This is a genomic window from Dechloromonas aromatica RCB, from assembly GCF_000012425.1.
In genome coordinates, this window is the sequence record NC_007298.1 from 2,355,506 (window position 1) to 2,377,964 (window position 22,459).

At 56.3% G+C, this 22,459-nt stretch carries 21 protein-coding genes; 7 read left to right on the top strand and 14 right to left on the bottom strand.

Going from position 1 to position 22,459, the window contains the following annotated elements; all coding sequences use genetic code 11:
• Nucleotides 1–4: 4 nt before the first annotated feature.
• The 4 genes from DARO_RS11250 (at nucleotide 5) to tssA (ending at nucleotide 5,264) form a co-directional block, all read left to right on the top strand.
• Nucleotides 5–2,740, top strand: a complete 2,736-nt coding sequence (locus DARO_RS11250) for a type VI secretion system tip protein VgrG (RefSeq protein ID WP_011287923.1) — start codon at nucleotides 5–7, stop codon at nucleotides 2,738–2,740.
• Nucleotide 2,741: 1 nt separating this feature from the next.
• Complete coding sequence (locus tag DARO_RS22285; RefSeq protein WP_083761523.1) at nucleotides 2,742–3,437, top strand: hypothetical protein; 696 nt, start codon at nucleotides 2,742–2,744, stop codon at nucleotides 3,435–3,437.
• A complete protein-coding gene (locus DARO_RS11255) occupies nucleotides 3,434–3,874 on the top strand; it encodes a hypothetical protein (protein ID WP_011287925.1) in 441 nt (146 codons plus the stop codon). Before DARO_RS22285 ends, DARO_RS11255 begins: the two co-directional genes overlap by 4 nt.
• Before the next feature lie 292 nt (nucleotides 3,875–4,166).
• Nucleotides 4,167–5,264 carry a type VI secretion system protein TssA gene (gene tssA, locus DARO_RS11260; RefSeq protein WP_011287926.1) on the top strand — a complete coding sequence of 366 codons (1,098 nt, stop codon included), beginning with the start codon at nucleotides 4,167–4,169 and terminating at the stop codon, nucleotides 5,262–5,264.
• Between the two features lie 46 nt (nucleotides 5,265–5,310).
• On the opposite strand, the gene DARO_RS11265 is transcribed toward tssA, so the two are convergent.
• From DARO_RS11265 to DARO_RS11290, 6 genes are read right to left on the bottom strand one after another with little or no spacing between them, the layout of a single operon-like run.
• Entirely contained in the window at nucleotides 5,311–6,096 is a 786-nt protein-coding gene (locus DARO_RS11265; protein WP_011287927.1) for an OmpA family protein, read from the bottom strand.
• A complete protein-coding gene (tagF, locus tag DARO_RS11270; RefSeq protein ID WP_011287928.1) occupies nucleotides 6,093–7,076 on the bottom strand; it encodes a type VI secretion system-associated protein TagF in 984 nt (327 codons plus the stop codon). The genes DARO_RS11265 and tagF overlap by 4 nt, the downstream gene beginning before the upstream one ends.
• Nucleotides 7,073–10,885, bottom strand: a complete 3,813-nt coding sequence (tssM, locus tag DARO_RS11275; protein ID WP_011287929.1) for a type VI secretion system membrane subunit TssM — start codon at nucleotides 10,883–10,885, stop codon at nucleotides 7,073–7,075. Before tssM ends, tagF begins: the two co-directional genes overlap by 4 nt.
• 21 nt (nucleotides 10,886–10,906) lie before the next feature.
• Nucleotides 10,907–12,328 carry a hypothetical protein gene (locus tag DARO_RS11280; RefSeq protein ID WP_011287930.1) on the bottom strand — a complete coding sequence of 474 codons (1,422 nt, stop codon included), beginning with the start codon at nucleotides 12,326–12,328 and terminating at the stop codon, nucleotides 10,907–10,909.
• Nucleotides 12,329–12,347: 19 nt separating this feature from the next.
• Nucleotides 12,348–12,614: a PAAR domain-containing protein gene (locus tag DARO_RS11285; RefSeq protein ID WP_011287931.1), complete on the bottom strand. Its 267-nt coding sequence runs from the start codon at nucleotides 12,612–12,614 to the stop codon at nucleotides 12,348–12,350.
• A gap of 43 nt (nucleotides 12,615–12,657) precedes the next feature.
• Nucleotides 12,658–13,506 (bottom strand): M15 family metallopeptidase, encoded by an 849-nt coding sequence (locus tag DARO_RS11290; protein WP_011287932.1) that lies wholly within the window; start codon nucleotides 13,504–13,506, stop codon nucleotides 12,658–12,660.
• 202 nt (nucleotides 13,507–13,708) lie between these two features.
• Here DARO_RS11290 and DARO_RS11295 point away from each other — a divergent pair, with 202 nt between their 5' ends.
• On the top strand, nucleotides 13,709–14,296 hold the full coding sequence (locus DARO_RS11295) for a hypothetical protein (protein ID WP_198134023.1): 588 nt from the start codon (nucleotides 13,709–13,711) through the stop codon (nucleotides 14,294–14,296).
• Nucleotides 14,297–14,437: 141 nt separating this feature from the next.
• Here DARO_RS11295 and DARO_RS11300 read toward each other — a convergent pair whose 3' ends face one another.
• Genes DARO_RS11300 through mltG form a run of 6 tightly spaced genes read right to left on the bottom strand, consistent with a single transcriptional unit; the run spans nucleotide 14,438 to nucleotide 18,877 of the window.
• On the bottom strand, nucleotides 14,438–15,097 hold the full coding sequence (locus tag DARO_RS11300; RefSeq protein ID WP_011287934.1) for an ankyrin repeat domain-containing protein: 660 nt from the start codon (nucleotides 15,095–15,097) through the stop codon (nucleotides 14,438–14,440).
• Nucleotides 15,098–15,102: 5 nt separating this feature from the next.
• The gene (locus DARO_RS11305) at nucleotides 15,103–15,876 is read right to left on the bottom strand and encodes a TatD family hydrolase (protein ID WP_011287935.1); all 774 of its coding nucleotides are present in this window, start codon (nucleotides 15,874–15,876) and stop codon (nucleotides 15,103–15,105) included.
• Between the two features lie 9 nt (nucleotides 15,877–15,885).
• Complete coding sequence (locus tag DARO_RS11310) at nucleotides 15,886–16,248, bottom strand: PilZ domain-containing protein (protein ID WP_011287936.1); 363 nt, start codon at nucleotides 16,246–16,248, stop codon at nucleotides 15,886–15,888.
• 6 nt (nucleotides 16,249–16,254) lie between these two features.
• Nucleotides 16,255–17,274 (bottom strand): DNA polymerase III subunit delta', encoded by a 1,020-nt coding sequence (holB, locus tag DARO_RS11315; protein ID WP_011287937.1) that lies wholly within the window; start codon nucleotides 17,272–17,274, stop codon nucleotides 16,255–16,257.
• Nucleotides 17,271–17,885 (bottom strand): dTMP kinase, encoded by a 615-nt coding sequence (tmk, locus tag DARO_RS11320; protein WP_011287938.1) that lies wholly within the window; start codon nucleotides 17,883–17,885, stop codon nucleotides 17,271–17,273. Before tmk ends, holB begins: the two co-directional genes overlap by 4 nt.
• A complete protein-coding gene (gene mltG / locus DARO_RS11325; protein WP_011287939.1) occupies nucleotides 17,882–18,877 on the bottom strand; it encodes an endolytic transglycosylase MltG in 996 nt (331 codons plus the stop codon). The genes tmk and mltG overlap by 4 nt, the downstream gene beginning before the upstream one ends.
• Nucleotides 18,878–18,969: 92 nt before the next feature.
• Here mltG and ygfZ point away from each other — a divergent pair, with 92 nt between their 5' ends.
• Nucleotides 18,970–19,989, top strand: coding sequence for a CAF17-like 4Fe-4S cluster assembly/insertion protein YgfZ (ygfZ, locus tag DARO_RS11330; RefSeq protein ID WP_011287940.1), 1,020 nt, complete (start codon nucleotides 18,970–18,972; stop codon nucleotides 19,987–19,989).
• A gap of 12 nt (nucleotides 19,990–20,001) precedes the next feature.
• Nucleotides 20,002–20,751: an NRDE family protein gene (locus DARO_RS11335; RefSeq protein ID WP_011287941.1), complete on the top strand. Its 750-nt coding sequence runs from the start codon at nucleotides 20,002–20,004 to the stop codon at nucleotides 20,749–20,751.
• Here the strand turns inward: DARO_RS11335 and DARO_RS11340 are convergent.
• The gene (locus tag DARO_RS11340; protein ID WP_011287942.1) at nucleotides 20,721–21,203 is read right to left on the bottom strand and encodes a L,D-transpeptidase; all 483 of its coding nucleotides are present in this window, start codon (nucleotides 21,201–21,203) and stop codon (nucleotides 20,721–20,723) included. The genes DARO_RS11335 and DARO_RS11340 overlap by 31 nt on opposite strands.
• Nucleotides 21,200–21,688 carry a tRNA adenosine(34) deaminase TadA gene (gene tadA, locus DARO_RS11345; RefSeq protein WP_497462966.1) on the bottom strand — a complete coding sequence of 163 codons (489 nt, stop codon included), beginning with the start codon at nucleotides 21,686–21,688 and terminating at the stop codon, nucleotides 21,200–21,202. The genes DARO_RS11340 and tadA overlap by 4 nt, the downstream gene beginning before the upstream one ends.
• Nucleotides 21,689–22,459: the final 771 nt, after the last annotated feature.

The window sequence follows — 22,459 nt, forward strand, 5'->3', positions numbered from 1 at the left end:
AGCCATGACTCAGCTCCTCCTCGACCCCCTGTTCAACCAGCACGCCCGCCTGCTCGAACTCAAGACTGCCCTGCCTGACGCTGCCTTGATTGTCGAACGCTTCAATGGTCGCGAAGCCATCTCTGAATCCTTCCGCTTCGAAATCGACTGCGTCTCAACCAACGCCTACTTCGACCTCAAGCCACTGATCGGCGAAGAGATCACCCTGCGCCTTTTGCAGGCCGACGGCAGCAAGCGCTCCTGGCACGGCTACGTGACGCAAGCCATGCAACTCGGTGCCGATGGCGGGCTGGCCCGCTACCGCCTGATCATGGAGCCCTTCCTCGCCTTCCTGGCCCAGCGTCGGGACTGCTACCTGTTTCAGGACAAAACGGTCATCGATATCATTGGCCAGATTCTGGCCGACTACCCGGAAGCCCATTGGTCAAATCAGGTGACCCAGTCGCTACGCTCCCATAGCGTGGCAACCCAGTATCGGGAAACGGATTTCGAGTTCATCCATCGCCTGCTCTCCGAAGAAGGCCTCTCCTTCCGTTTCGAACACGACCAATCCGCCGCAGCCGGTGACGATGCCACCCACGCCCGCCACCAGTTGATCGTCTTCGACCGGGAGACCGAGCTGCCCGATGGGGTACAACCGACCATCCGTTTCCACCGCAACAACGCAACGGAGGCGTCGGACACTCTGCAACAGTGGCATGAAATCCGCACTGCCCTGCCCAACGCCGTGTCGCTGGCCGGCTGGGACTACAAGACCTTGGTCGCGACCGGTGCCCAGGCTCAGAGCAGCCATGACAACGGCGCCTTGCCCCGGCTGGAAATCCACGACGCCTCCCGCCCTTACCGCTTTGAAGACAGCGCTGCCGCCCAGTTGCGCACCGACCTGGCGCTCGCCGCCATCGAAGCAAACTATCGCCGCTTTGCCGGTGAAAGCAGCGTTCGTCAATTAGCCGAAGGAACCGTCATCACGCTGACCCAGCATGAGGCCTATGTCAGTGACGAGTCGCGTTTCAAGGTGTTGTCCGTTGATCATCACGGAGCCAACAATCTAGGCGCCAGTGCTGCCGAGCTGTTGGGCAGCACCGAGGTCGAGGCCGGTAGTTATCGCAATACGCTAAATGCGCAGCCAGCGTCGATCCCGGTCGTCTCCGCGCTGCTGGCCAAACCGGCGGCCCACCCGCAGACCGCGCTGGTGGTTGGCTTATCCGATCAGGTCATCACCACCGAGCGCGATCACCGGATAAAGATCCAGTTTCACTGGCAGCGCGGTGAAGCACCCAACACCGGCGGTATCTCCGCAACCGGCCCGAACGGGCGAAGCGCCGGCAAGACCGGCAATGCACCGGGCAACGACCAATCCGGCACTTGGGTGCGCGTCGCCGAATGGCTGTCGGGTCCGAACTGGGGGAGCCATTTCCTGCCCCGGATCGGTAACGAGGTTCTGGTCGATTTCCTCGACGGTGATATCGACCGACCAGTGATTGTTGGCCAGAGCTATAACGGAGCGGACCTGCCGCCCTTCTCGGCTGGCCACGAGGCGAATGCCAATCACCCCGGTGTACTGTCAGGCTGGATGAGCCACAACCACGAGGAAGGCCATAACCAGTGGGTGGTCGATGATGCACCGGGGCAACTGCGCACCCGTCTGGCCACCAGCGAGAATGCCGGCCAGCTCGGATTGGGACATCTGGTGCACCAAGCCCCGGAAAGCGCCAGCCGAGGTGCTTGGCGCGGCAGCGGCTTTGAACTGAGAACCGATGGCTGGCTAGCGGTGCGAGCCGGCGAAGGCATCCTGATTTCAGCCACAGCTCGCCCGAATGCCCAAAGTACCCAAATGGATGTGGCCGAAACCGTGGCGCAGTTGAAGGTAGCTGAAGAAACGGCCAAGGCCTTGTCCGATGCGGCGAGCCAGCAACAGGCCTTGCCGCTGAAGGCGAATGCGGCGCAAACGAAATTTATCGAAGGCATCGATCCCAAGCAACAAGGCAAATTCTCCGGCAGTGTCGGTGGGCAGGCGGCCCAGAAGGCGCAACCGGGGAGCCGCGAACTGGGCGATCCGACTGAGCGTTATGCTGAACCGTTCATCCTGGCCGAAGCACCGGGCGATATCGGCCTGGCCAGCCCGGCCAGTACCCTGCTCTTCGCTGGGGCCAATCTGCATGTGACGGCACAGCAGGATATGCATATCGCCAGTGCGTATACGGTGTCGACGGCAGTAGGACAAGGCGCCAGCTGGTTCAGTCACGCCGGCGGGATCAAGAGCTTTGCCCAGGCTGGAACACACACCATTCAGGCGAATACCGATCAGCTGGAAATCCTCGCCGATCAATCCCTGACCGTGACCAGCACCAATGACGAGATTCACATCCTGGCCAAGGACAAGATCGTCCTGCAAGCCGGGCAGTCTTCCGTGACGCTGGAGGGGGGCAATATCACCTTCGCTTGTCCGGGGAATTTCTCGGTCAAGGGGAGTGGGAATGCGTTTATGGGGCCGGGGAGTGACCCGGCCCAGGTGGAGGGGTTGCCGGATTCACGGGCGAAGGTGTTCGATGAACAAATTCGTGCGCTGCATTCTGAAACTGGGCAGCCTATTGCCGAGATGCCATACAAAATGGTGACAGGAGATGGCGAGGTCTTCTATGGATTTACTGACCAAGAAGGAAAAACCATGCGCATCGGATCTGCCGAGCCGAGCACAGTAAAAGTATATTGGGGTGAAATGCCACCCAGCGAGACATGACATGGCAGGAGGACAGAAACCCTTTCAAGCGAAGACCAACGATACGCCCAAGAGTGTTGTCGACGACAAACTGAAACCAAGCGCAGAAATGCATATCTTGGTGGGCGGACCATATACTGACCCCTCCGGAGAGGAGCACCGATACGGTCACACTGCGTTGCGTATTAAAACCAAAAATTCGGATTTAACATACGACTTCGGCCGCTATGGAAAAATTAGTGGTACTTTTGGCGAAAGTGGCGAGGGGATACTTAGAGTGTGGAATTCATTTCAGCCTTATATAAGCGGGGAAATTGCCCTGCAGCGAAAAACAACAGGATTTGTATATTCAATATTTGATCACCAAGCCTCTTTATCGAATATATACTTTGATTGCCTAATAAAATCAGGAAAAAAAATCGAAGGAAAAAGCACCTCCACAAAACTCGTTTATAAGCTAGCCACGGACTATCATGCCCTCGGACCAAATTGCACGACCTTAAGTATTGATGGCGCCAAACAAGCCATTAATAACATTGACCAAGGCTCTGAAAAAAACAACAAACCTGAGGATGTTTTGACTTTTACTGAGAGAATGGCGCTCAAAGCAAAAGGGGGATCATCCCGATTATTTTTACCAGCAAATCTGTTGGCATTCTTAAATACAGGACAACCGGTCAAACCTCTACGAGTAGATATTTATGGCAACGGAAAATGAATAAAACTGGAATCGCTATTGGCGCCAGCGCCATAACTTTCATATTATGCCTTTCTGTAAATCACTTCGCACCGGAGCATAAAACAATGACAAAAATCCATAAATTAGAATACCCGTTAATATTATCAAGTGAATCGGCTTCAAAAAATACCCACATGCTTCCAAAAGGCACTGTTTTGTACTTTGACAAATCTTACCCGGAAGGTTTTACGCGATACAAGATATATATAAATATTGATCGCATGCCATTAAAGCTGGATGACTTGAGCGACCCCACTGAAATTGATCCTATTGATGCTGTTGCGCCCAGCAAAGAGGATTTGTTAAAACTTTTACGTGATTATCCTTTGACAAAAAGCGACCTTGAGTCAATTCTTAACTCCAAGCGAATATCCAAAGATGAAATACGAGAAATTTTGGACAACTTCATTCGTTGATCGGCCAGATTCTCGCCGACTACCCTGAAGCCCTCTGGTCGAATGAGTCGGTCCTGAATTTGCCAACAGCATTTTATTCAAGTTGTGTTTCTCAGAAATAGTGAACAATGACGCCAACGCCACAAAGTGCGCCGCGGAATGCTTATCTTCCTTCCCCCCAAGGTTCCCAGTGGGATAATCAAAATAAATATCGTCGAAACCACATGGCATTGAACAGCTAAATATGACATATATTTACTTTAAATCACTTTAAGCCTTTAAAATATGCCAATTTACACCTAGGCATACGACGATGGATTTTGAACAGCTAACCCAAGCGCTGCCCTCCAACCACGGCCCGTGCGGTGACGATCTGGTCTTTTCTACCGAATTCGACGAAATTCAGGAAGCCAGGCGCTTTGATGACCCTTCTCTGTCTCAGGGTGAATGGGTTACTGAGGTCAAGGAGGCTGACTGGGCAAGCGTGGTGCGCATCTGCGAAGGCATCCTGGCCAAGAAGTCCAAAGATCTGCGCGTTGCCGCCTGGTTGACTGAAGCTTGCTGCAAGCTCGAAGGCCTTGGTGGCCTGGACAACGGCTATACGCTACTTGGGCGGTTGTGCGAAACCTACTGGAATGACATCCACCCGCAACCGGAAGATGGTGATATTGAACAACGGGTCGGCGTGCTTGATTGGCTGGTCAATCAGACGGCTCGCCTGATTCGTGAAACGCCGCTAACGCATTCCGACAAGGGCAGGTTTTCATTGATCAACCACGAGTCAGCCCGTGCTACGGCCAAAAATATTGAACGCAACCCGGGCATGGCCGACGAACTTAGCCGCACCGCTCACGTCAGGTTGGAAACCTTCGAAGCAGCACTGAAAGATACACCCAAACCTTATTTTGTCGACGGCATGCGCAATGCCGAGCTCCTGAAGGATTCTGTCAAATCCCTGCAAACAGTGCTCGACGCAAAGATGGGGGAATATTCACCAGCCTTCAGTCCAAGCTTTGAAGCACTTGACGACGTTTATCGCTTTTTCCAGCGCCATGCTGGTGATGCAGGAACAAAACCATTGGAAACACAGGACAAAGCAAGTGATGGAGCGGGAAACAAGGCTCTTGGCGCCATCGAACGGGTCGAGCCAAGCATTGGCGGAGAAATCGGCGAGGTAGCCTGCGGGCCAATTCGCTCCCGCGACCAGGCCATTCGCCAACTACAGGAAATTGGCGCCTTCTTCCGGCGCACGGAACCGCACAGCCCGGTGGCCTATCTGGCGGAAAAAGCGGCCAAATGGGGAACGATGCCACTCCACGAATGGCTACGCACAGTGGTCAAGGACGACAGCGCCCTGCTGCGCATGGAAGAGTTGCTGGGCGTCGATCCCAACACCGGGGAATCAAACTAAAACAGTCTTATCAGGCGGTTGCTGACTGGCAACCGCCTGTATTTGGTTATTGACCGGCCAGTTTGAATTCTATGCGTCGGTTTTTCGCCCGCCCCTCTGACGAATCGTTCGAACCCACCGGTTGATCCGGCCCCGAGCCCACTGCAGTCAAACCATCTGCCGGAAGACCTTTTTCAATAAGGTAAGAGCGGACCGAATTAGCCCGCGACAAGCTGAGTGCGATATTGGCTTGTCGGCTTCCCGAACTATCAGTGTGGCCGATCACCTGAACCTTGGGGGTGCCGATTTGCTTGATAGCGGCATACATTTCATCAAGAATGACACGCCCAGCCGGCGTCAGCGTTGCTGCGCCAACCTCGAATTCAACGACACGATTGGATAGCGTCTTGTCCAGCACGTTCTGTGCCTCGCCAGCAGCTGCAACCAGGCCGTTATCGATGGTATAGGTTGGGTTGAGCGAAGTGGCCAGATTGCTGACCACCTGTTGGCGCAAAGCCTCATTGGCCACATTGCCCTTGATCGCGATCTGGGTACCGTTAACCTGCATTTGGCCCTTATGAACCTGCTTGAGATTGGGACCGATGATCTTGGTCATGTTCTCGGTCCAGTTACTTGGCGGAACGACCCCGCCAACTTCCATGCGATCAACCACATTACCCGCGCCATAAAGATCGCGAAGCTTGCCGAGGATCGCCGCACGCGATGCCTCATCCGGAACGGTACCAGATGCAATCACCTTACCTGGCTCTTCGGGGGATTTTGACTGGGCAAAAGCTGCCCCTTGGAAGGCGAGACACAATGCAGCAACGATTAGTGGGGTTTTCATATTCATTCGCCTAGAAAAACTTCTCTGAACGTATTGATGGCATGCTCAAGGGAAATATTCGGCTGAGCGAGATATGAGGAAAGCTTGGCAACCCCATAGTCATTGACAATATCCGGCTGGTCGTCAATCCACTCGGGGTCGACAAGGGAAATAATCCTCTCGGCTGCCGTTTCAGGCGAAAGTGCTGCCAACAGGGTTGAAGCCGAAGATCCATTGAAGCCGAGTACCAGATGAGGGTCGCCGGCGCGCCGTTCGATGATTACCTGAAGCTCAACCGAGGTTTTGCGCAGGAATGCTGTCACCAGATATAACCACAGACCGGCCACTAGATTGCGATTGCGCTCTTCGTTGGGCAGCGGCAAGACGATGTCTTTTTCGACAGAGACCGTCCCTTGACCGAGAATCGGACGCATCAGTAAGCCAATCGCGAGAATGATCCGGCGCACCGATTCGGCATTCGGAGAACCGACCAGGCTCGCCAACGAATCGAGCGTATTACGCCGGACAAAATTGCCCAGCGGATCAGTCTGGACGGCCGTTTCAAAGTCAGCAGCACAATTGATCGAGTCAAGTTCGGCCAGCAGACCTCCGACCTCCGCGCCATTGACCCCGGCTTCGGAAATACGTGCCAAAGCGCCAAAGGAATAGGCAAGTCCTACAGGAGCGCAGCGGAACATCAGCGCATCATCACGCTCGATCGTTGCCGCTGCAATGAACGGAAAACGACGGCCGGATGAGTCGGTACTGGGCCGCAGGTGACCGACGACAGACAGCCGGCTTCTAGCCCCGATAAAGGCGAAGTCCACCGCGCAGGCACTGTCGTAGGCGCTCTTCCAGCGCGGATCTTCCGACAGCAACTCCATGGTTTGCGAAACCCAGCGGTCAAGGACGCTGATCAGCTGATGCTGCCCGGCTCCCTTGACGAAATCGCCGCGCGAAGGAATTTTGCCGAAACAGGTGGCCTGAGAGGCGATCACCGTACTCATTGGACACCTCCTCCCGTATTGACTGGGGCCGGCGCGGCTGTCTCCTGCGCTGGTTCCTGATATTTGCCAGCTTTGCCGACAGCCACCGATCGGGGCAGTACGACCCCGGCCAGGCCACGCTGGGCACTGCCACCTTCGTTCGCGTTGCCCGCTGCCTGCGCCTGCGCACTGCTGACCACGCGGAGGTCGATACCGACCTCTACACCATCTGCCAGCCAGGTCATATGGAACGAACCATCGGCCTGACGGGTACGCTTGGCGGCATTGATCATTTTTTCAAGCCCGAAGCGGCCTGGAACGTTGATGACCTCGACAATTTTGCCCTCGAACGTGGTCGCGGTGATCTTTGCCCCCGGTGCGCCAGCGGCATTCGGCCAGACAAAATTGGCCCATTGCGGCGCGCCATTGCGATAAGCCAGCTTCTGCCCGTCAATCTCGATCACGTAGCCGCTGGTTCCCGGCGATGGCTGCGGGCGCAACATGAAGACGGTCTGCGCCTGACCACCGGCACCGCCAGCCCCACCGCCGGCATCGGTTGCAGCGCCCCCCTCCAGCGGCGAGACCCAGCGCGCGAAGTCGCTCATGAACTCAGGCTGCAAGGTAATGCCAAGATCCCCCCAGGTCCGCGGTGTCACGGTATTGCCCCGACGGACAACCAACGCCCCCATTGCAGATTCAACGTATTTGGAGACGGCGCCTTCTGGCCCGAAAACCTGGGCAATTTCAGTCGGCGAAGCCTCGATATTGGATTTTGCGGCAAACGGATACTTGATCGCGAGCTTGCGGTTAAACGGCTCGTAAACCTGGGCTTCCCACGTCTTGTTTAGCTCTTCCGAGGCAGGCCTGATAATCGCGGCATAAGACTGCAACAAAGGGCGAACCAGCAACGGACGCAAGACGGCACGCTGATTATCCGGCAGACCGGTCAGCATCTGCTCATCGACGAAACGGAGTGTTTCCGCCAACTCGGAGCCGTTGCCATCAATGGTTTCCCGCATCAGCTTGAGCGCTCCCGGCCCAGGATCTCCCTGGTTCTTGAGTTGATTCAGGCGGGTGCGAACCTTGGATAGCTGCTTAAGGTAGGTATCGACCAAGGGATCAGCCTTGTCGCGCGGTATGACCAAGCGGCCAAATCCGGCAAACTCCTTGCCGATCGGCCCCATCGGGATTTCAGCCGGCTTGGCGGACACATTGACATCCATCTGGACACGACTCGGCGCCATCTGCAGCACCGATCGCTTGAACCATTCGATAAACCCCTTCTGGGCCCGCTCAAGACCAAGATTGGCCATCGCCGGGTTATCCCAGGCCGTCTGGTCAAAAACCACCTTGATCAGCGTGCCGACCGGTGACATTTGCGCATCGCCCAAACGATCCATCGCCGCCACAGCCTCGGGGAACGTTTCAAAGGATGAGACACTGACCCCCTGCACAAACTGCTTCCACTCTTCCGTGTAATCACGCTTGTACATGACCACCAGCGATTTCTGGATCTGCTCCGGGCTGCCCTCCAGGGTCAGATCGTCCTTGGTCGAGGTTTGCAGTACCCAATCCGCGTTGTTCTGTTCATTGGTTGCCGCTTCCTTGATCGCGTTCTGGATGTATTCGCGCCATGCCTCAACCGTGAATGCCCCCGACACAACGTGGCTACCGGCAACCAGCGCTGCATTGTCCGGACCAACGATGTTGGCGACGGTCAGCGGAGCAAAGCGTGTCGATGCCCGTGCCTTGATTTCGGCATAGACTCGTTCGGCCGCCGGCATGCCACGTACGACCTGGCGCAGCTTGTCGCGCACTTCATCGACCAGAACCAGATTGTTGTCGATGACTGGCCACTCAGGATGCGTTGCGTGTTCCAGATAGAAGGTCAGCACTTTCCCGGCCGAGCGAATCATCTGCTCGCGCGTCATGGTGCCGCGATTAGCCTCCAGCCAGCCGCGCCAGAAACGCGTCATCTGGTCAGAAAGATGTCCGACATCGACATGCTCGTGGCTGGACAGCATCAGGTAAGTCTTGAGCGCGTTGTAGCCGTCTTCGACATCGGAAGGCGTCGCATCCTTGTACTGTTTGCTACGCGCCGGCTTGGCGGCCTGATTGGCTACTGCAGCGCCTTGTGGCTTGAGACGGTCACCCTGGGCATTGACCTCGTTCAGGAAAGCTTCGAGGTTATCCTTGACCGGAATCAGCATGACGTTATTGACGCCGGCAAAGTATTCCCGACGTAGTTTGTCAGCCATCAACTCACCTTGATACAGCCCAAGGCCAATGGAAAGTGGGTGATCCTCGTTGAATTGTTCAAGTTGGGCCAGGCGATCCTGGATGATTTCGAGCGCTTCAAGACGAGACTGCAGATCAATCCGCCCCTCCTGCACCTTCACAGCCTTGGCGATGTCCTGCTCGACATTGGCCAGCAGGCTACGGTTATTGAAATACGACCAGCTCCACCCACCCAGTGCTACGCCCAGGAAACACAAGGCCCCCAGCACCGCGAACTGGCGTAACTGAGCCTTTGCCTTGGTCGTGTGCTGGCGGACCAGATTTCGGTCAGGAAAAATCACTTTCGAGAACAGTTCCTTCAGGAAGTAACCATGACTCAAAGCGGTACGCACTGAAGCACTGCCACCGCCATTCAAGGAAAACTTTCTCAGGATGCGGTCGTTGGAGACCGGCTTGATATCGGTGCTCTGGATGGCCGAGGTGATATAGAAGCCCCGGAAAACCGGCTTGAACTGAAAGGGATTATCCTCGAACAGGGTAGCGATAAAGGCCTTCAGGGCGGGTTTGATCGAGGCAAACTCGGATGGGAAAGTCAGCAGTCCAGGCGGTGCGTTTTCGCCCTGCAGCCGCGACATTTGAGCGACGCTCATGGCACGCAGACCTTCATACAACTCGTCAAAATGACGATCAAACAGCGTGATCAATTCGTTGCCGTTCGACTGGTCATATGGAATGGTCGCCCCCCAAACCCGGTCCCGCTCGTTCCAGTCGAGATCGAGAAAGAATTCATGAAACCCCGGAATCAGGTCGACCTTGGTAAATAGCACATAGACCGGGGCAAATACCTCCAGCTTCTCGGTCAGTTCCTGGACCCGCTGGCGCAGGCTCTTGGCCAGGTTGATCGCGAAACTGGGCGAATTACCCATCAATTCGCCAATGCTGACGGTGACAATGATGCCGTTGATCGGCGCGCGCGGCCGATGCTTCTTCAGCAAGCCAAGGAAGCCGAGCCACTCCTCGCGGTCTTCTTCATGCACTGAATAACGGCCCGCCGTATCAAGCAGGATGCCATCGGTCGTGAAAAACCAATCGCAGTTGCGGGTGCCACCAATGCCCTTGATGATCGCGTCGCCACCGTCGTCAAACGGGAATTTCAGACCTGAATTGACGATGGCCGTACTTTTCCCGGCTGCCGGGTTGCCTATCGTCATGTACCACGGCAATTCATACAAGGCCTCAGCCCCGGAGACCTGGCCAAGCTTGGAGGTCTTGATTGTCTTGACCGCCTCCTGCATGCGCTGCTTGAGTGCCAGGATCTCAGCCGAGGTCGCGGCACCAGAACGCTTTGGCAAAACATCGGCCTGCTGCTCAAGCATGGAGCCGATTGCCTCGCCCGCCTTGCGTGCCCTTTGCCGGCGCACGAACCAGACCACAGCCCAGACAGCGAGTATGGCCAGACTGGCGATCCCGGCCCAAATCATCGCCACCTTCAGCGTCTTGGCCCCCAGGAAAAAGAATGCCGCCACGGCGGCCACCCCGACAAATGAAAGAAATCGGGAGTCAGTCAGAAACGAACGGATTTGGGACATCATGAATTGGCTTTGCTCATTGACTCAAGTAGGGCTGGATTCGGTATTCGGTTGCGCGGTAAAAGGCATGGCCAGCAGCACTGCCCTATCGCGTTCATGTTGGTTGCTCAGGCACAGCACCGGTGCCTCGGTCGCCTGAACCTTCGTTCTGGCGCAGGCAAGCGCAATCAGGCTACCAATTGGCGACAGATCACCACTGACGGTACCAACAGCGAGACAATCCTTGATCGGATCAAGATGCGCGAAGGTCTGCCCGAGCCCTTCCATGGCTTCGGCAACCCTGGTAGCGCGATGATCGGCATCCAGCAAGGCAGTCTTGACCTGCGTACTCTCGACAACGCTGACATCAAGCAGCCCGGTAACGAGTTGTTCGATCAGCTTGCCGCCAATTCGCCCGCCGGAATCAACCGGCTTGTCGCGAGCGCCCATGCTGACCCGACTGAGCACCACCACCTCCGGTAGATCAAGACGCTCTACCGTTGCCCGACTGGCAAGGAGCAAAGCGACGGCCCCCTCTCCCGGTATCCTTCGATCCTGATGATCAGCGGAAAATAGCCTGTTGCCAGCAGCCCAGCTTTCCACCGTCTGCTCATCTACGGCCGACACAGCCCCGAGCAACAAGGTGACTTCGCTATTTGACGGATCACGATTGGTTCGCAGGTTGATTTCATCCAGCTGATGCATCGCGTCAACTTCAGTGCCCACAGGCACCAGGGATATTTCCAGCCTGGAACGCGCCTGATCCGGCCAGTAGTTCAACTGCAACCAGGCCCGCAATCCGGCTAGCTGCGAAGAATCCCAGTTGGCCGGAATCAACCAGATGACGCGCAGCTTCAAGGCTTCACCTTCTTGCGCCAACAAAGGCGTCAGGCGCTCCTTGACCGTGCCCAGCAACTGATCGAGCAACGCCAGAGTACGAGCAACCCCTTCCCTCCCAGCAAATTCGCGAATTGGTGCGGCATCGGCTGCAATTTTTTCCTGCAAGCCGTCGACGTCGAGGTCTTTGACCTCGGCAAGGAAGACAGGGAAGCCAGCCTCGTCAGTCAAGCGAAAACTCGGCACCGGCCGCTGACCGCCATCAATTGCAGAAAGTACGTCATCCGTCGATGCGCCAACCGCTGTCGTGACAAAGCCTTCAAGCAGACAAATATTGAATGCGCGCTCAACGGCCGCAGTCTTGGCCGATGTGGCAGCCAGGGGGTCATCGTCACGCAAGGCCGGTGCTGCCGGCTTGTCGACGACTGGCGGCGCCTTGAGATGTTCGATAAAACTGCGTAACAGCAAATAGCCACCTACGAAGGCCAGCGGCAAGGCCCCAAGATAGAGCGCAAGATCAAGTTTGCTTGGCTCGTAATCATTCGACTGCCACCACCCGAGCACAAGCGCCCAGACGAGGGCAAATGTCAGCAAGCTGCCGCCGACTACTTTGAATACGCTAGGCCACATGGATATCGAACGCCGCTTTTTAATCAGTTGTCAACGATTGGCTGGCGATCAATATCGCACCACAAGCAGTTTTGTCCCCATGACGAGCCGCCGGGCGTCCATCAATCAGCGCCGTGGAATCTCCGGTAACAATGGTCGTTACGTTGCCATGACCACGCTTCGGGCAGGTCACCTGATCACCAACCCGGGCCACGCCCTTTCCGTTGCAGTCGCTCGATTCGGATGCGGTGATTACCACCCCGCCGTGATCCGTCTTGTCGCCCAATAGAATGAAAGGTCTGCTCATCGATTACTCCAGAAGATACGAAATAGCCCGTACAGGGATTTGATTACCGATTGCTGTCCCGCCCCAGGACTCCGCTACGGCGCAATTCGACATGCCCGTAATCCTGCATCTTCCACCTGCCCCCCCAAGTCAGCCCGACCTGCTCGGCGACTTCTCCATACAACTGGTAACCGCGCATGGCCCACGGATCACGTTCCGAAATAACAACCTTGCCATCCCGGTAAAACGCTGAATCTGCAGCCAGGCCGTGCTGGTGGTAACTCATGTTGGCGCCGACCTGAGTGACATGGGCTCCCTGCTCATACAATCGAGCCTGGCGCTCCGGGCTGCGATAGCCTTCAATCAACACCATGTCGTAACCATGCCGCTCCTTCATTAGCTTGAAAACGACCAGAAGACGCTGGGTAAATACCTGATCAAGCAAGTTCCAGTTGCGACTGGCATGAACGACATCCGGGCGAACCATCTCCACTTCCCTGGTCGTAAAAACCTCGGGCGGCAACGGCGGTGGCGGCACCAATTGCTCGCCTTCGAGCAAGACGGCAATCTGCCGGTCGGCAACTCGACGGTCATCGGAAAAGTCGAACACAGCCGGACTGTGCAAAACCAGCGCGGTCAGCGAGGGGGCAACGACCAATAGAAAAGCAGCGGCGGTGAGCAAAGGACTGCAACTGACGAAGCGGCCAACCCCTTTGATGCCATTGCAAAGCGCCTGCCCGGCCACGATGACGCCCGAATAAAATTTGAGCCCAGCACGAAAAACCGGCATCGCGCCATGATTAAACGCGCCCAGCAGCGTCGAGATGACATATGTGCGATAGCCCGGAAAAACGATCAGCAACACACCCAGCACAACAATCAGGAAATACGCCAATACGGCAGCCGCAACCACGAGAAACCTTCACAAATAGCCGTTCAAGGCGCACCCGGACGAGGCGAACAGAACATGCAAATAATCAATTCGTATTATTTTAATACAAATGGATTTCTTTATGAACTTGCCAACGTCCTATTATAATGACTTTTGACTATATGCAATTCGACAATTTCACGATGAATGCATATCAAAACCGGAAGAAAACAAAGGCTGAATGATGAGCATCCTGCAAGATCTCGACCCAAAATACGCAAAAATTCACACCCAATCTTCATTTGCCGGGTGGAAGTCGATTACCTGGATTTTGTCGTTGCTGCTTGTTCTCCTGTGGGCCAGCTGGCTCGTCTTTACCCTGCAGCGAGACGATGGCGCCTCAAAAAACATCCTGACCGCAAACATAGGGCGGGATCAAGGCAGTCTAAACACCGAAGCAGTTAAATCCCCGAGCAGCAGCCCCTCGCAAGCCACCACATCCAGGGGCGCAGATTCATCGCCCGCCTCTACCGGCGGAGGGAGCGCAGTCATTCAGGAAAGCAGGGAAGCAGTCTTGGCAAATTCAGCTAAAAGCGATGAATCTGCACCTTTCGCTTCAATCGCGCCGGAATCGAAAAAGTCAGCAAATTCAGGCCAGGCTACTAAGCCGGAAGCAAGGGAAGAAACCGCGCAGCAGAAGAGCAGAAAAGCGACTGAGCACACAGCTGAACGAAAGCAGGCGAACAGGGCATATGTCGAAAAAAACTCACAGCCAGCTACCAAAAAGGCAGCCGAACGCGACATCGACATCATTACGGCAATCGTTCGCTAGTCAGCACCTAGCAAGACTGGCGACTCGCTGCGGACAAGCTGACCTCAGCGCAAAATGCCCCGCATCGCGGGGCAAACAAAACTTATCGAAACAGAATGGCATCCATGCCGCGCTTGCCAGCGAGGCCTTGCTGAGCCAAGCTTATCTGACCTCGATGGTCACCGATCGACCCGACACACCACCGGCGCGTCGCAACACTTCGCCGATGTCGGTATTCTTGTTTCGTAGCGCGATATCGAGCGCCGTCTCTCCGGTATCCAGCTTCCGATTCGGGTCAGCTTTTTGGCTCAACAACAATTGAACGATCTCGGCGTGTCCGCCTCGGGAAGCAGCGATCAAGGGAGTCGTACCATTCTCGCTCGGCGCATTGATATCTGCCCCAGCGTTGAGCAGCACCTTGGCTATCTCTAGATGCCCACTGAATGCGGCATACGCCAGTGGCGTCCAGCCCGTCATATTTACATTGGCACCGCCAGCCACCAATAGCTCGACTACCTTGAGGTGGCCACGAAATGCCGCCAGGCGCAAGGCGGTATCGCCCGCCGAGTTGCGTGCATTGAGTTTGGCTCGATGCTTGATCAGGTAGCCGACCAAATCGGCATGGCCATCGCGGGCAGCCAGCATCAACAGCGTATTGCCATCGATATCGGTCGTATCGATCGAAGCCCCTTTCTGCACCAGCCCCGCTACGCCATTGGCATCGCCCATCTTTGCAGAGTTGATCAAATCATCATAGGTCGCAGCGCAGGCCAGCACGGGAAAGGCCAGCGCAAAGACAGCGGTCAACAAGGTTTTTTTCATGGTTTTCACGGGCGGCAAGCGTGTTTGAACAAGCGGAAAAAATTATTCGTCGTCGCGGCGGCAAGCTCTTCAAATGAGAGCCCGCGCAGGCGAGCAATTTCTTCAGCGACATAACGAACATAGGCCGGTTCGTTAGGCTTTCCCCGGTACGGCACCGGGGCCAGGTACGGAGAATCGGTTTCGACGAGAATGCGATCAAGCGGGCATTTTTGAGCCACTTCCTTGACGATGGCGGCGTTCTTGAATGTAACAATGCCCGAAAACGAGATATAGAAGCCGAGATCAAGTGCTTGCCTGGCCATGTCCCAGTTTTCGGTAAAACAATGCATCACACCACCGACTGCATCAGCTCCCTCTTCCTTCAGCAGCATAAGCGTATCGAGAGCGGAATCGCGGGTATGCACAACCAGCGGCTTGTCGCAACGTTTTGCCGCACGAATATGCGTGCGAAAACGATCGCGTTGCCACTCTGGCTGGTCTTTTTGCCAATAGTAGTCGAGCCCGGTTTCGCCGATGGCGATGACCTTCGGGTGCGAGGCAAGCTCGACAAGGCGATTTTCATCAGGCTCTTCGACATCCGTATATTCCGGATGTACCCCCACGGTAGCGAACAGGCGTGGCTCATGTTCGGCCAGCGCGAGAACCTTGGGAAAATCTTCCAGATTGACGCCGATGCAGACGGCCAACCCAACCTGGTTGTCCTGCATGTGCCGAAGCACATCAGGCAGGCGATTGGCCAGATCAGGAAAATCGAGATGGCAGTGGGAGTCGACCAGCATGATGGCTGATCAGAGCGTGTGCGTCGGCCGTGCAGATTGCATGACACCGCCGAGCAGGCCTTCGATCTTGCGCCGCGCTTCCTGACCGCTTTCGTCATTGTTGAAATGCACGCCGATACCCTGCGCCCGACCATTCTGGGCCCCCGCCGGAGTAATCCAGACCACAGTGCCGGCGATTGGCAGCTTGGCCGGGTCGTCCATCAACGAAAGAAGCATGAACACTTCGTCGCCGATCTTGTAGCCTCTGGTCGTCGGAATAAAGATACCACCAGCTCGCAAATGCGGCATAAACGCAGCATAAAGCGCGGATTTTGAATTGATGTTCAGCGAGAGAACGCTCGGGCGCTGGGGAGCGGGTTTTGCTTCACTCATCGTTGATCAATTGGCAAACAGGGCTCGATAATCCAGAAAGAGGCCTTCCAGAAAGAGGCGCGCATTTAGCGGCTGCTCGGCCTCCTGGCGGCGCGATATTACGGCTCGATAAGAATGTATCAGCCGCGCAGCCGGAATCATATCAGCCAGCCCTGAAATTGTGGGCTGTTGCGGCAGAAAATAACGCACAGGCATGCCGTTCTTGGCCAGCGTCAAATCGACCAGCCATTTCTGCACCCCTTCTACAACATGCTTCAGCAAAAGTTTTCCTTTGCTGTCCTTGACCGCTTTTTCCAGTTCAGCCGCCATCGCCAAAGGGTCTGCATTCCGGCCATTGCCCAATCTGGCCACCAACAGCTCAATCCAGGCGCTTTGACCGGATGCAGCAAGATCCAGCGCCAATACCGGCGAACCACCGGCCAGCGCCAGCCAACGCTCGGATTGCTGCAGCCCTTCGTCGGCCAGTATCTTTCCTGCCAGCTTCGCCGAAGGAACGGGCACGGGAACCACCTGACAACGGCTTCGAATCGTCGGCAGCAAGCGCATAGGCTCACTTGAAACCAATAAAAACAATGTATCTGCAGACGGTTCTTCAAGTGTTTTAAGAAGAGAGTTTGCCGTACTGCGGTTCATTGCTTCGGTCGGATTGACGATGACAATCCGCAAACCACCCCGGTGCGTTCCTACGTTGAAGAACTCATCGAGCGCCCGAACCTGATCGATAGTGATCTGCTGACTCGGCTTCTTCTTGCCATCTTCGACTTCGACATCCTCGCCGAGTGCGTCGGGCTGCAAAAGGCGAAAGTCAGGATGATTTCCTTGCTCGAACCAATTGCAGGCCAGGCATTTTCCACAAGCCAGACCATTCGACTGAGGAGACTCGCATAACAGGCTGGCGGCAAAACGTCGCGCCAGTTCGAATTTTCCGAGCCCTTTTTGCCCGACCAGCAACAAGGAATGGGGCAGGCGCTCTCGCCTTGCCTGCAAGCCTAACCATACCTTACTATGAAGCTCAATTACATTCATAAACAGTCAGTTGAGACGATTTGTTCAAGCTGTTTGCGAATATTTTCAATGCTCTGATTGGCGTCAATTACCCGGATTCTCGACGGACTGGTATGCGCTCTTTCCAGATAAGCCTGACGAACACGCTCATGAAAATCGACGCGCTCCTGCTCAAACTTGTCCAGTACACGATTGGCCAGCACGATGCGTTCACGCGCAACGTCCAGCGGCAAATCGAACAGTAGCGTCAGGTCGGGTTGCAAATGCCCATGGACCCAATGTTCCAGCGCGAGGAACTTGGCCCGGTCCAGACCGCGCCCTCCCCCCTGGTAGGCATAGGTGGCATCGCTAAAGCGGTCGCAGACCACCCATTCACCCCGCGCCAGGGCCGGCTCGATCAGCCGCGCCAGGTGTTCACGACGAGCAGCGAACATCAGCAGCGTTTCGGTTTCCAGATGCATCGGTTCGTTGAGCAACAATTCGCGCAGCTTTTCACCCAATTCGGTGCCGCCCGGCTCGCGCGTTACATGAACAACGATACCGCGTTGGCGCAGCAATCCAGCCAGCCATTCGACGTGGCTACTTTTGCCGGCACCGTCGATGCCTTCGAAAGTGATGAATTTGCCTTTCACTTCCCACCTCTCTGATATTTGTTAACCGCCCGGTTGTGTTCGTCCAGGGTCCGGGAAAATTCACTGCTGCCATCGCCTCGAGCCACGAAATAGATGACGTCGCTGGGCGCCGGATTCAGCGCCGCCCTGATGGAAGCCTGCCCCGGCATCGCGATCGGCGTTGGCGGCAAGCCAGGACGGGTGTAGGTATTGTACGGGGTGTCCGTGAGCAGGTCGCGCTTTCTCAGATTGCCATCAAATTTCTCGCCAATGCCGTAGATCACAGTCGGATCAGTCTGCAGCAACATCCCTTTGCGCAAGCGATTGACGAAGACTGCGGCAACGAGCTCTCGATCCGATTCGCGCCCGGTTTCTTTCTCGACGATGGATGCCATGATCAGCGCGTCATTCGAAGTTTTGTAGGGAAGACCGGCGGCGCGGCCTGCCCATTCCGCATCCAGTTTGCGCTGCATGGCCCGCTGGGCCCGCGCGAGCAGTTCGAGATCGCTGGATTGTTTGTCGAACAGATAAGTATCCGGGAACAACTGCCCTTCCAGTCCTGCAACGCTCAAACCCAGCTTTTCGATGATTTCCGCTTCGCTCAAGCCAAGCAATTCGTGCTTCAGATCCGGATGTTTATCCAGACGGGCTCGCCATTGCCGAAAAGTCCAGCCTTCAACCAGGGTCAGTTCACCTTGCGTAACTTTGCCCTTGAGCAATTTATCCAGCAGGCGGATCGGGGTTACCCCATCCTTGACCGCATAGCTACCTGCCTTGATGGCCGTATCGGCCCGGTTAAGCCGTGCCAGGAAGGCGAGCAAGCCAGGCTCGACCTCAATACCCGACTCCCGCATCTGGGTAATCGCCGAACGCAGGCTGCTACCGGCCGCAATACGAAAATCGAGCGGTGAAGAGCGCAGCGACAATGGCTGATTTGCCCACCACCACAGCCCGCCAGCCGCGATCGCGAACAACACAAAAACAGCGAAAAGAATCTTGGTCAGGGTGCGCACGGGAACTCGTCGGCTGCAAGCAGGTCTTGCCCGTGTGGAACGAGCACGTTATAACGAGCGATATAATATCCGAAACCCCATCAGGAGCCCCCATGAATCCCCACTGGCGCAGCTTTTTGGAATCAGCCGAAGGTATCTTCGCTGCTGACTCAGCCGAGCTTCTCAATTTTGGCGATGCCGCCAGCGAACTGCAGGCAGCAACGCAAAAAACCGTTGTCGTCCCGCTCACCCATCTCGGACTGATCGAAGCCACCGGTGAAGATGCCAAGGCTTTCCTGCACAGCCAATTCACCAGCGACATCAACCATCTGCCAGAGAACCTGGCGCAGCATGCCGGATGGTGTACGGCCAAGGGGCGGATGCAGGCCAGTTTCCTCGTCTGGCGCCACGATGAACGCTATTTGCTGGCTCTTTCCGCCGATTTGCAGGAAGCCACGCAAAAACGCCTGCTGATGTTTGTTCTTCGCTCCAAGGTCAAACTTGCAGCACTGACCGACAGCACCATCATGCTCGGCCTTGCCGGCCCGCAGGCAGAGGAAGCGCTGGCCGATGCGGCACTGCCCTGCCCAACCGATGCCATGGCTACTGTCATTTCGGACGGCGTGACCGTCATCCGCCTTGATCAAAACCGCTTCATTATTTCGGCCTCCGAATCTGCCATGGCACCACTGTGGCAAAAGCTGACCATCAAGGCTCGCCCGGCCGGTCTGCCCGTCTGGCGCTGGCTCGATGTGCAAGCAGCCTTCCCGCTGGTCACCCTGGCCACCAAGGAAGAATTCGTGCCGCAGATGGCCGACTTCGAGAAAATCGGCGGCGTCAGCTTCCACAAAGGCTGTTACCCAGGCCAGGAAGTGGTCGCCCGAACCCAATACCTAGGCAAGGTAAAACGCCACCTCTATCGGCTGACCAGCCAGCAACCCCTGAAGGCTGGCGACGCGCTGCACTCACCAGACAACCCCGATCAATCCTGCGGCACGGTGATGACCGTAGCGCCCTCGCCGGCTGGTGGCTTCGAAGCGCTGGCCGTCGTCCAGAGCAATTTTGCGGGCAATATCCGCCTCGGTTCTCTGGAAGGCCCAAGCGTCCAGGCGGCTGCAGTCAATCCGTCTTAAATACCCACAGTCATGTGCTTGATCGTCGTCGGCTGGCGGGTGCATCCGGACTACCCGCTGGTCGTCGCCGCCAACCGTGACGAGTTCTACGCCCGCCCTACCGCCGCTTTGGCTCGCTGGCCCGATGCACCACAAGTCATTGGTGGTCTCGATCTGGAAGCGGGAGGGACTTGGCTGGGCATCACCGGCATGGGGCGCTTTGCAGCGGTGACCAATGTTCGCGAGCCCGGCGTGGTCAAGGGACTACTTTCACGTGGCGCCCTGACCCGCAATTTCCTGACGTCTGAATTAACAGCAAGCGAATACGCCTCGCAGATCGATTACGCTCAATATTCCGGGTTCAATTTGCTACTGAGCGATGGCGAGTCGCTGGTTTACTGCTCCAATCGCGATGGCCAACCGCGCGTACTGGCCCCCGGCGTCTATGGGCTATCCAACCAACTGCTGGACAGCCCGTGGCCAAAACTGCTGCAGGCCCGCGAACGATTCGCCGAAGCGCTGCCCCGCTTGCCTGATGAACCGGCCTTCTTCGACTTGTTGGCCGACCAAGGCATTGTTGATGACAAGAACCTGCCCAGCACAGGCGCACCGATCGAATGGGAACGCCTGCTATCAGCCATTTTCGTCAAATCAGAAAACTACGGCACCCGGGCCTCGACGCTCGTCTGGCAAGGCGCCAATGGCGACATCACCATCCACGAGAAAAGCTTCGGCCCATTCGGGCAGCCGCTTCAATCTTCGGTAATCTCGACTTCCGTATAGCAGGGTACAAGGTCGAACAGTTCAACGATATCCGCGTTACGCATACGAATGCAGCCATGCGAACCGGGCGAGCCTATTTCCGAGCTATCTGGGCAACCGTGGATGTAGATGTAGCGGCGCATGGTATCGACACAGCCGAGACGATTACAGCCAGGTTCACAACCCGACAGCCACAGGATGCGCGTCAGAATCCAGTCGCGATCCGGGAACTGCTCGCCCAACTCCGGCGTCCAGATTTCGCCAGTCGGCCGACGACGAACGAAAACCGCATTTTCCGGCAGACCACCGCCGATCTTGGCCCGTATGATGTGTCGACCGCGGGGTGTCTGGTAGCTGCCGGAAACTTCGCCCACACCAGCCAGCGCTGTCGATACAGGATACTCGTGGAGCGTAGTACCAGCGTCGTCGATGACACTCATCAGCTGCCGGGCGACGGATACCTGAAGCTTCATTGCGATTTTTTGCGACGACTGGCGAAGAAGCCCGACAACAACGTGCTGCACTCCTCCGCAAGCACCCCGCCTTCAACAGTGGCGTGATGATTCAGGCGTTCAACGCCGAACAGATCGACGACACTCCCATGCACCCCTGTCTTCGGATCACGCGCTCCGTAAATGACACGGCTGATCCGGGAATGCATGATCGCCCCGGCACACATGGCACAGGGCTCCAGAGTCACGAACAACTCGCACCCCGGCAGGCGGTAATTGCCCAAAACCCTCGCGGCATCGCGCAATGCTGCAATTTCGGCGTGAGCTGTCGGATCGCTTTCACCGATCGGCGAATTGAATCCACGCCCTACAATCTCGCCATTCAGGACGACGACAGCACCAACCGGCACCTCGCCGAGGCACTCGGCTGCGCGGGCTAGCGAAATAGCCTCGCGCATGAAAAATTCATCGCCGAGTCCGGCGACGGTTTCCTCGATTATTCCCACTCGATCGTCAACAGGACAAGTTTTGTCTTTTTCTAACAAGATGTTATGCCATCCATAGTCCGTTGATACCGCTAGTGATACCGTCAAACTCTTCTGCCTTTGCAGCGGCGATCCAGTCTAATCCCATTTCAATCCACTCCGTCCCACGCACGAGACTCTCCCAGAAGCTTTTGCCCCGTAAGTCGTTCAAAATCGGCACCTGACGGTATCAGCGGGCGGTGTTTTCCTCCAATACCGTCAAACTCGGTGCGGCAATCGCACGCATACAAGGCCGAGGAAATCCAACTCAGACTGCATCAGCCCAAAACACCATGGCAACGATGCGAAGATTCTTGCAGCTTGCTCCTACATGATATTCCACCCCATCGAGATTTATGTCGGGATTGACGAGTGCTTGCTGTAGCGCGTGCTGCGTTACGGCATGGTAGGGCGCATGCCGTTGTGTTGTGCAAATTCGACCCACGCCTCATCGAAAGCATTCACTACAGCCCTGTCCCGCGCGACACCTTCTATGTAGCGCCGCAACAAATCGTGGGAGGCTTCCGGGACAGGGAAGTGCCGATCCTGCCGGTATCCTGCGCTAGGTCGCCGACCGGATCGGTGCGTCCGAGTTGCTCTTCCATCCAGAAGTAGAACGGGCTGCGCGAGGCTACACGACTTCGGCGGGCCGTTTCAGCGTTGGCGGCGAGGACATTCACCACATTGTTCGGACGGCGCAGATTGATCTTCGCTCGGGCGGGTCGCCAGCGGCGTAGCGAGGCGACGTAGCGC

Bases quoted from the DNA above. Each gene is read 5' to 3' on its own strand.
- DARO_RS11250 (WP_011287923.1), top strand. From the start codon at position 5: ATGACTCAGCTCCTCCTCGACCCCCTGTTCAACCAGCACGCCCGCCTG.
- DARO_RS22285 (WP_083761523.1), top strand. From the start codon at position 2,742: ATGGCAGGAGGACAGAAACCCTTTCAAGCGAAGACCAACGATACGCCC.
- DARO_RS11255 (WP_011287925.1), top strand. From the start codon at position 3,434: ATGAATAAAACTGGAATCGCTATTGGCGCCAGCGCCATAACTTTCATA.
- tssA (WP_011287926.1), top strand. From the start codon at position 4,167: ATGGATTTTGAACAGCTAACCCAAGCGCTGCCCTCCAACCACGGCCCG.
- DARO_RS11265 (WP_011287927.1), bottom strand. From the start codon at position 6,096: ATGAATATGAAAACCCCACTAATCGTTGCTGCATTGTGTCTCGCCTTC.
- tagF (WP_011287928.1), bottom strand. From the start codon at position 7,076: ATGAGTACGGTGATCGCCTCTCAGGCCACCTGTTTCGGCAAAATTCCT.
- tssM (WP_011287929.1), bottom strand. From the start codon at position 10,885: ATGATGTCCCAAATCCGTTCGTTTCTGACTGACTCCCGATTTCTTTCA.
- DARO_RS11280 (WP_011287930.1), bottom strand. From the start codon at position 12,328: ATGTGGCCTAGCGTATTCAAAGTAGTCGGCGGCAGCTTGCTGACATTT.
- DARO_RS11285 (WP_011287931.1), bottom strand. From the start codon at position 12,614: ATGAGCAGACCTTTCATTCTATTGGGCGACAAGACGGATCACGGCGGG.
- DARO_RS11295 (WP_198134023.1), top strand. From the start codon at position 13,709: ATGAGCATCCTGCAAGATCTCGACCCAAAATACGCAAAAATTCACACC.
- DARO_RS11300 (WP_011287934.1), bottom strand. From the start codon at position 15,097: ATGAAAAAAACCTTGTTGACCGCTGTCTTTGCGCTGGCCTTTCCCGTG.
- DARO_RS11305 (WP_011287935.1), bottom strand. From the start codon at position 15,876: ATGCTGGTCGACTCCCACTGCCATCTCGATTTTCCTGATCTGGCCAAT.
- DARO_RS11310 (WP_011287936.1), bottom strand. From the start codon at position 16,248: ATGAGTGAAGCAAAACCCGCTCCCCAGCGCCCGAGCGTTCTCTCGCTG.
- holB (WP_011287937.1), bottom strand. From the start codon at position 17,274: ATGAATGTAATTGAGCTTCATAGTAAGGTATGGTTAGGCTTGCAGGCA.
- ygfZ (WP_011287940.1), top strand. From the start codon at position 18,970: ATGAATCCCCACTGGCGCAGCTTTTTGGAATCAGCCGAAGGTATCTTC.
- DARO_RS11335 (WP_011287941.1), top strand. From the start codon at position 20,002: ATGTGCTTGATCGTCGTCGGCTGGCGGGTGCATCCGGACTACCCGCTG.
- DARO_RS11340 (WP_011287942.1), bottom strand. From the start codon at position 21,203: ATGAAGCTTCAGGTATCCGTCGCCCGGCAGCTGATGAGTGTCATCGAC.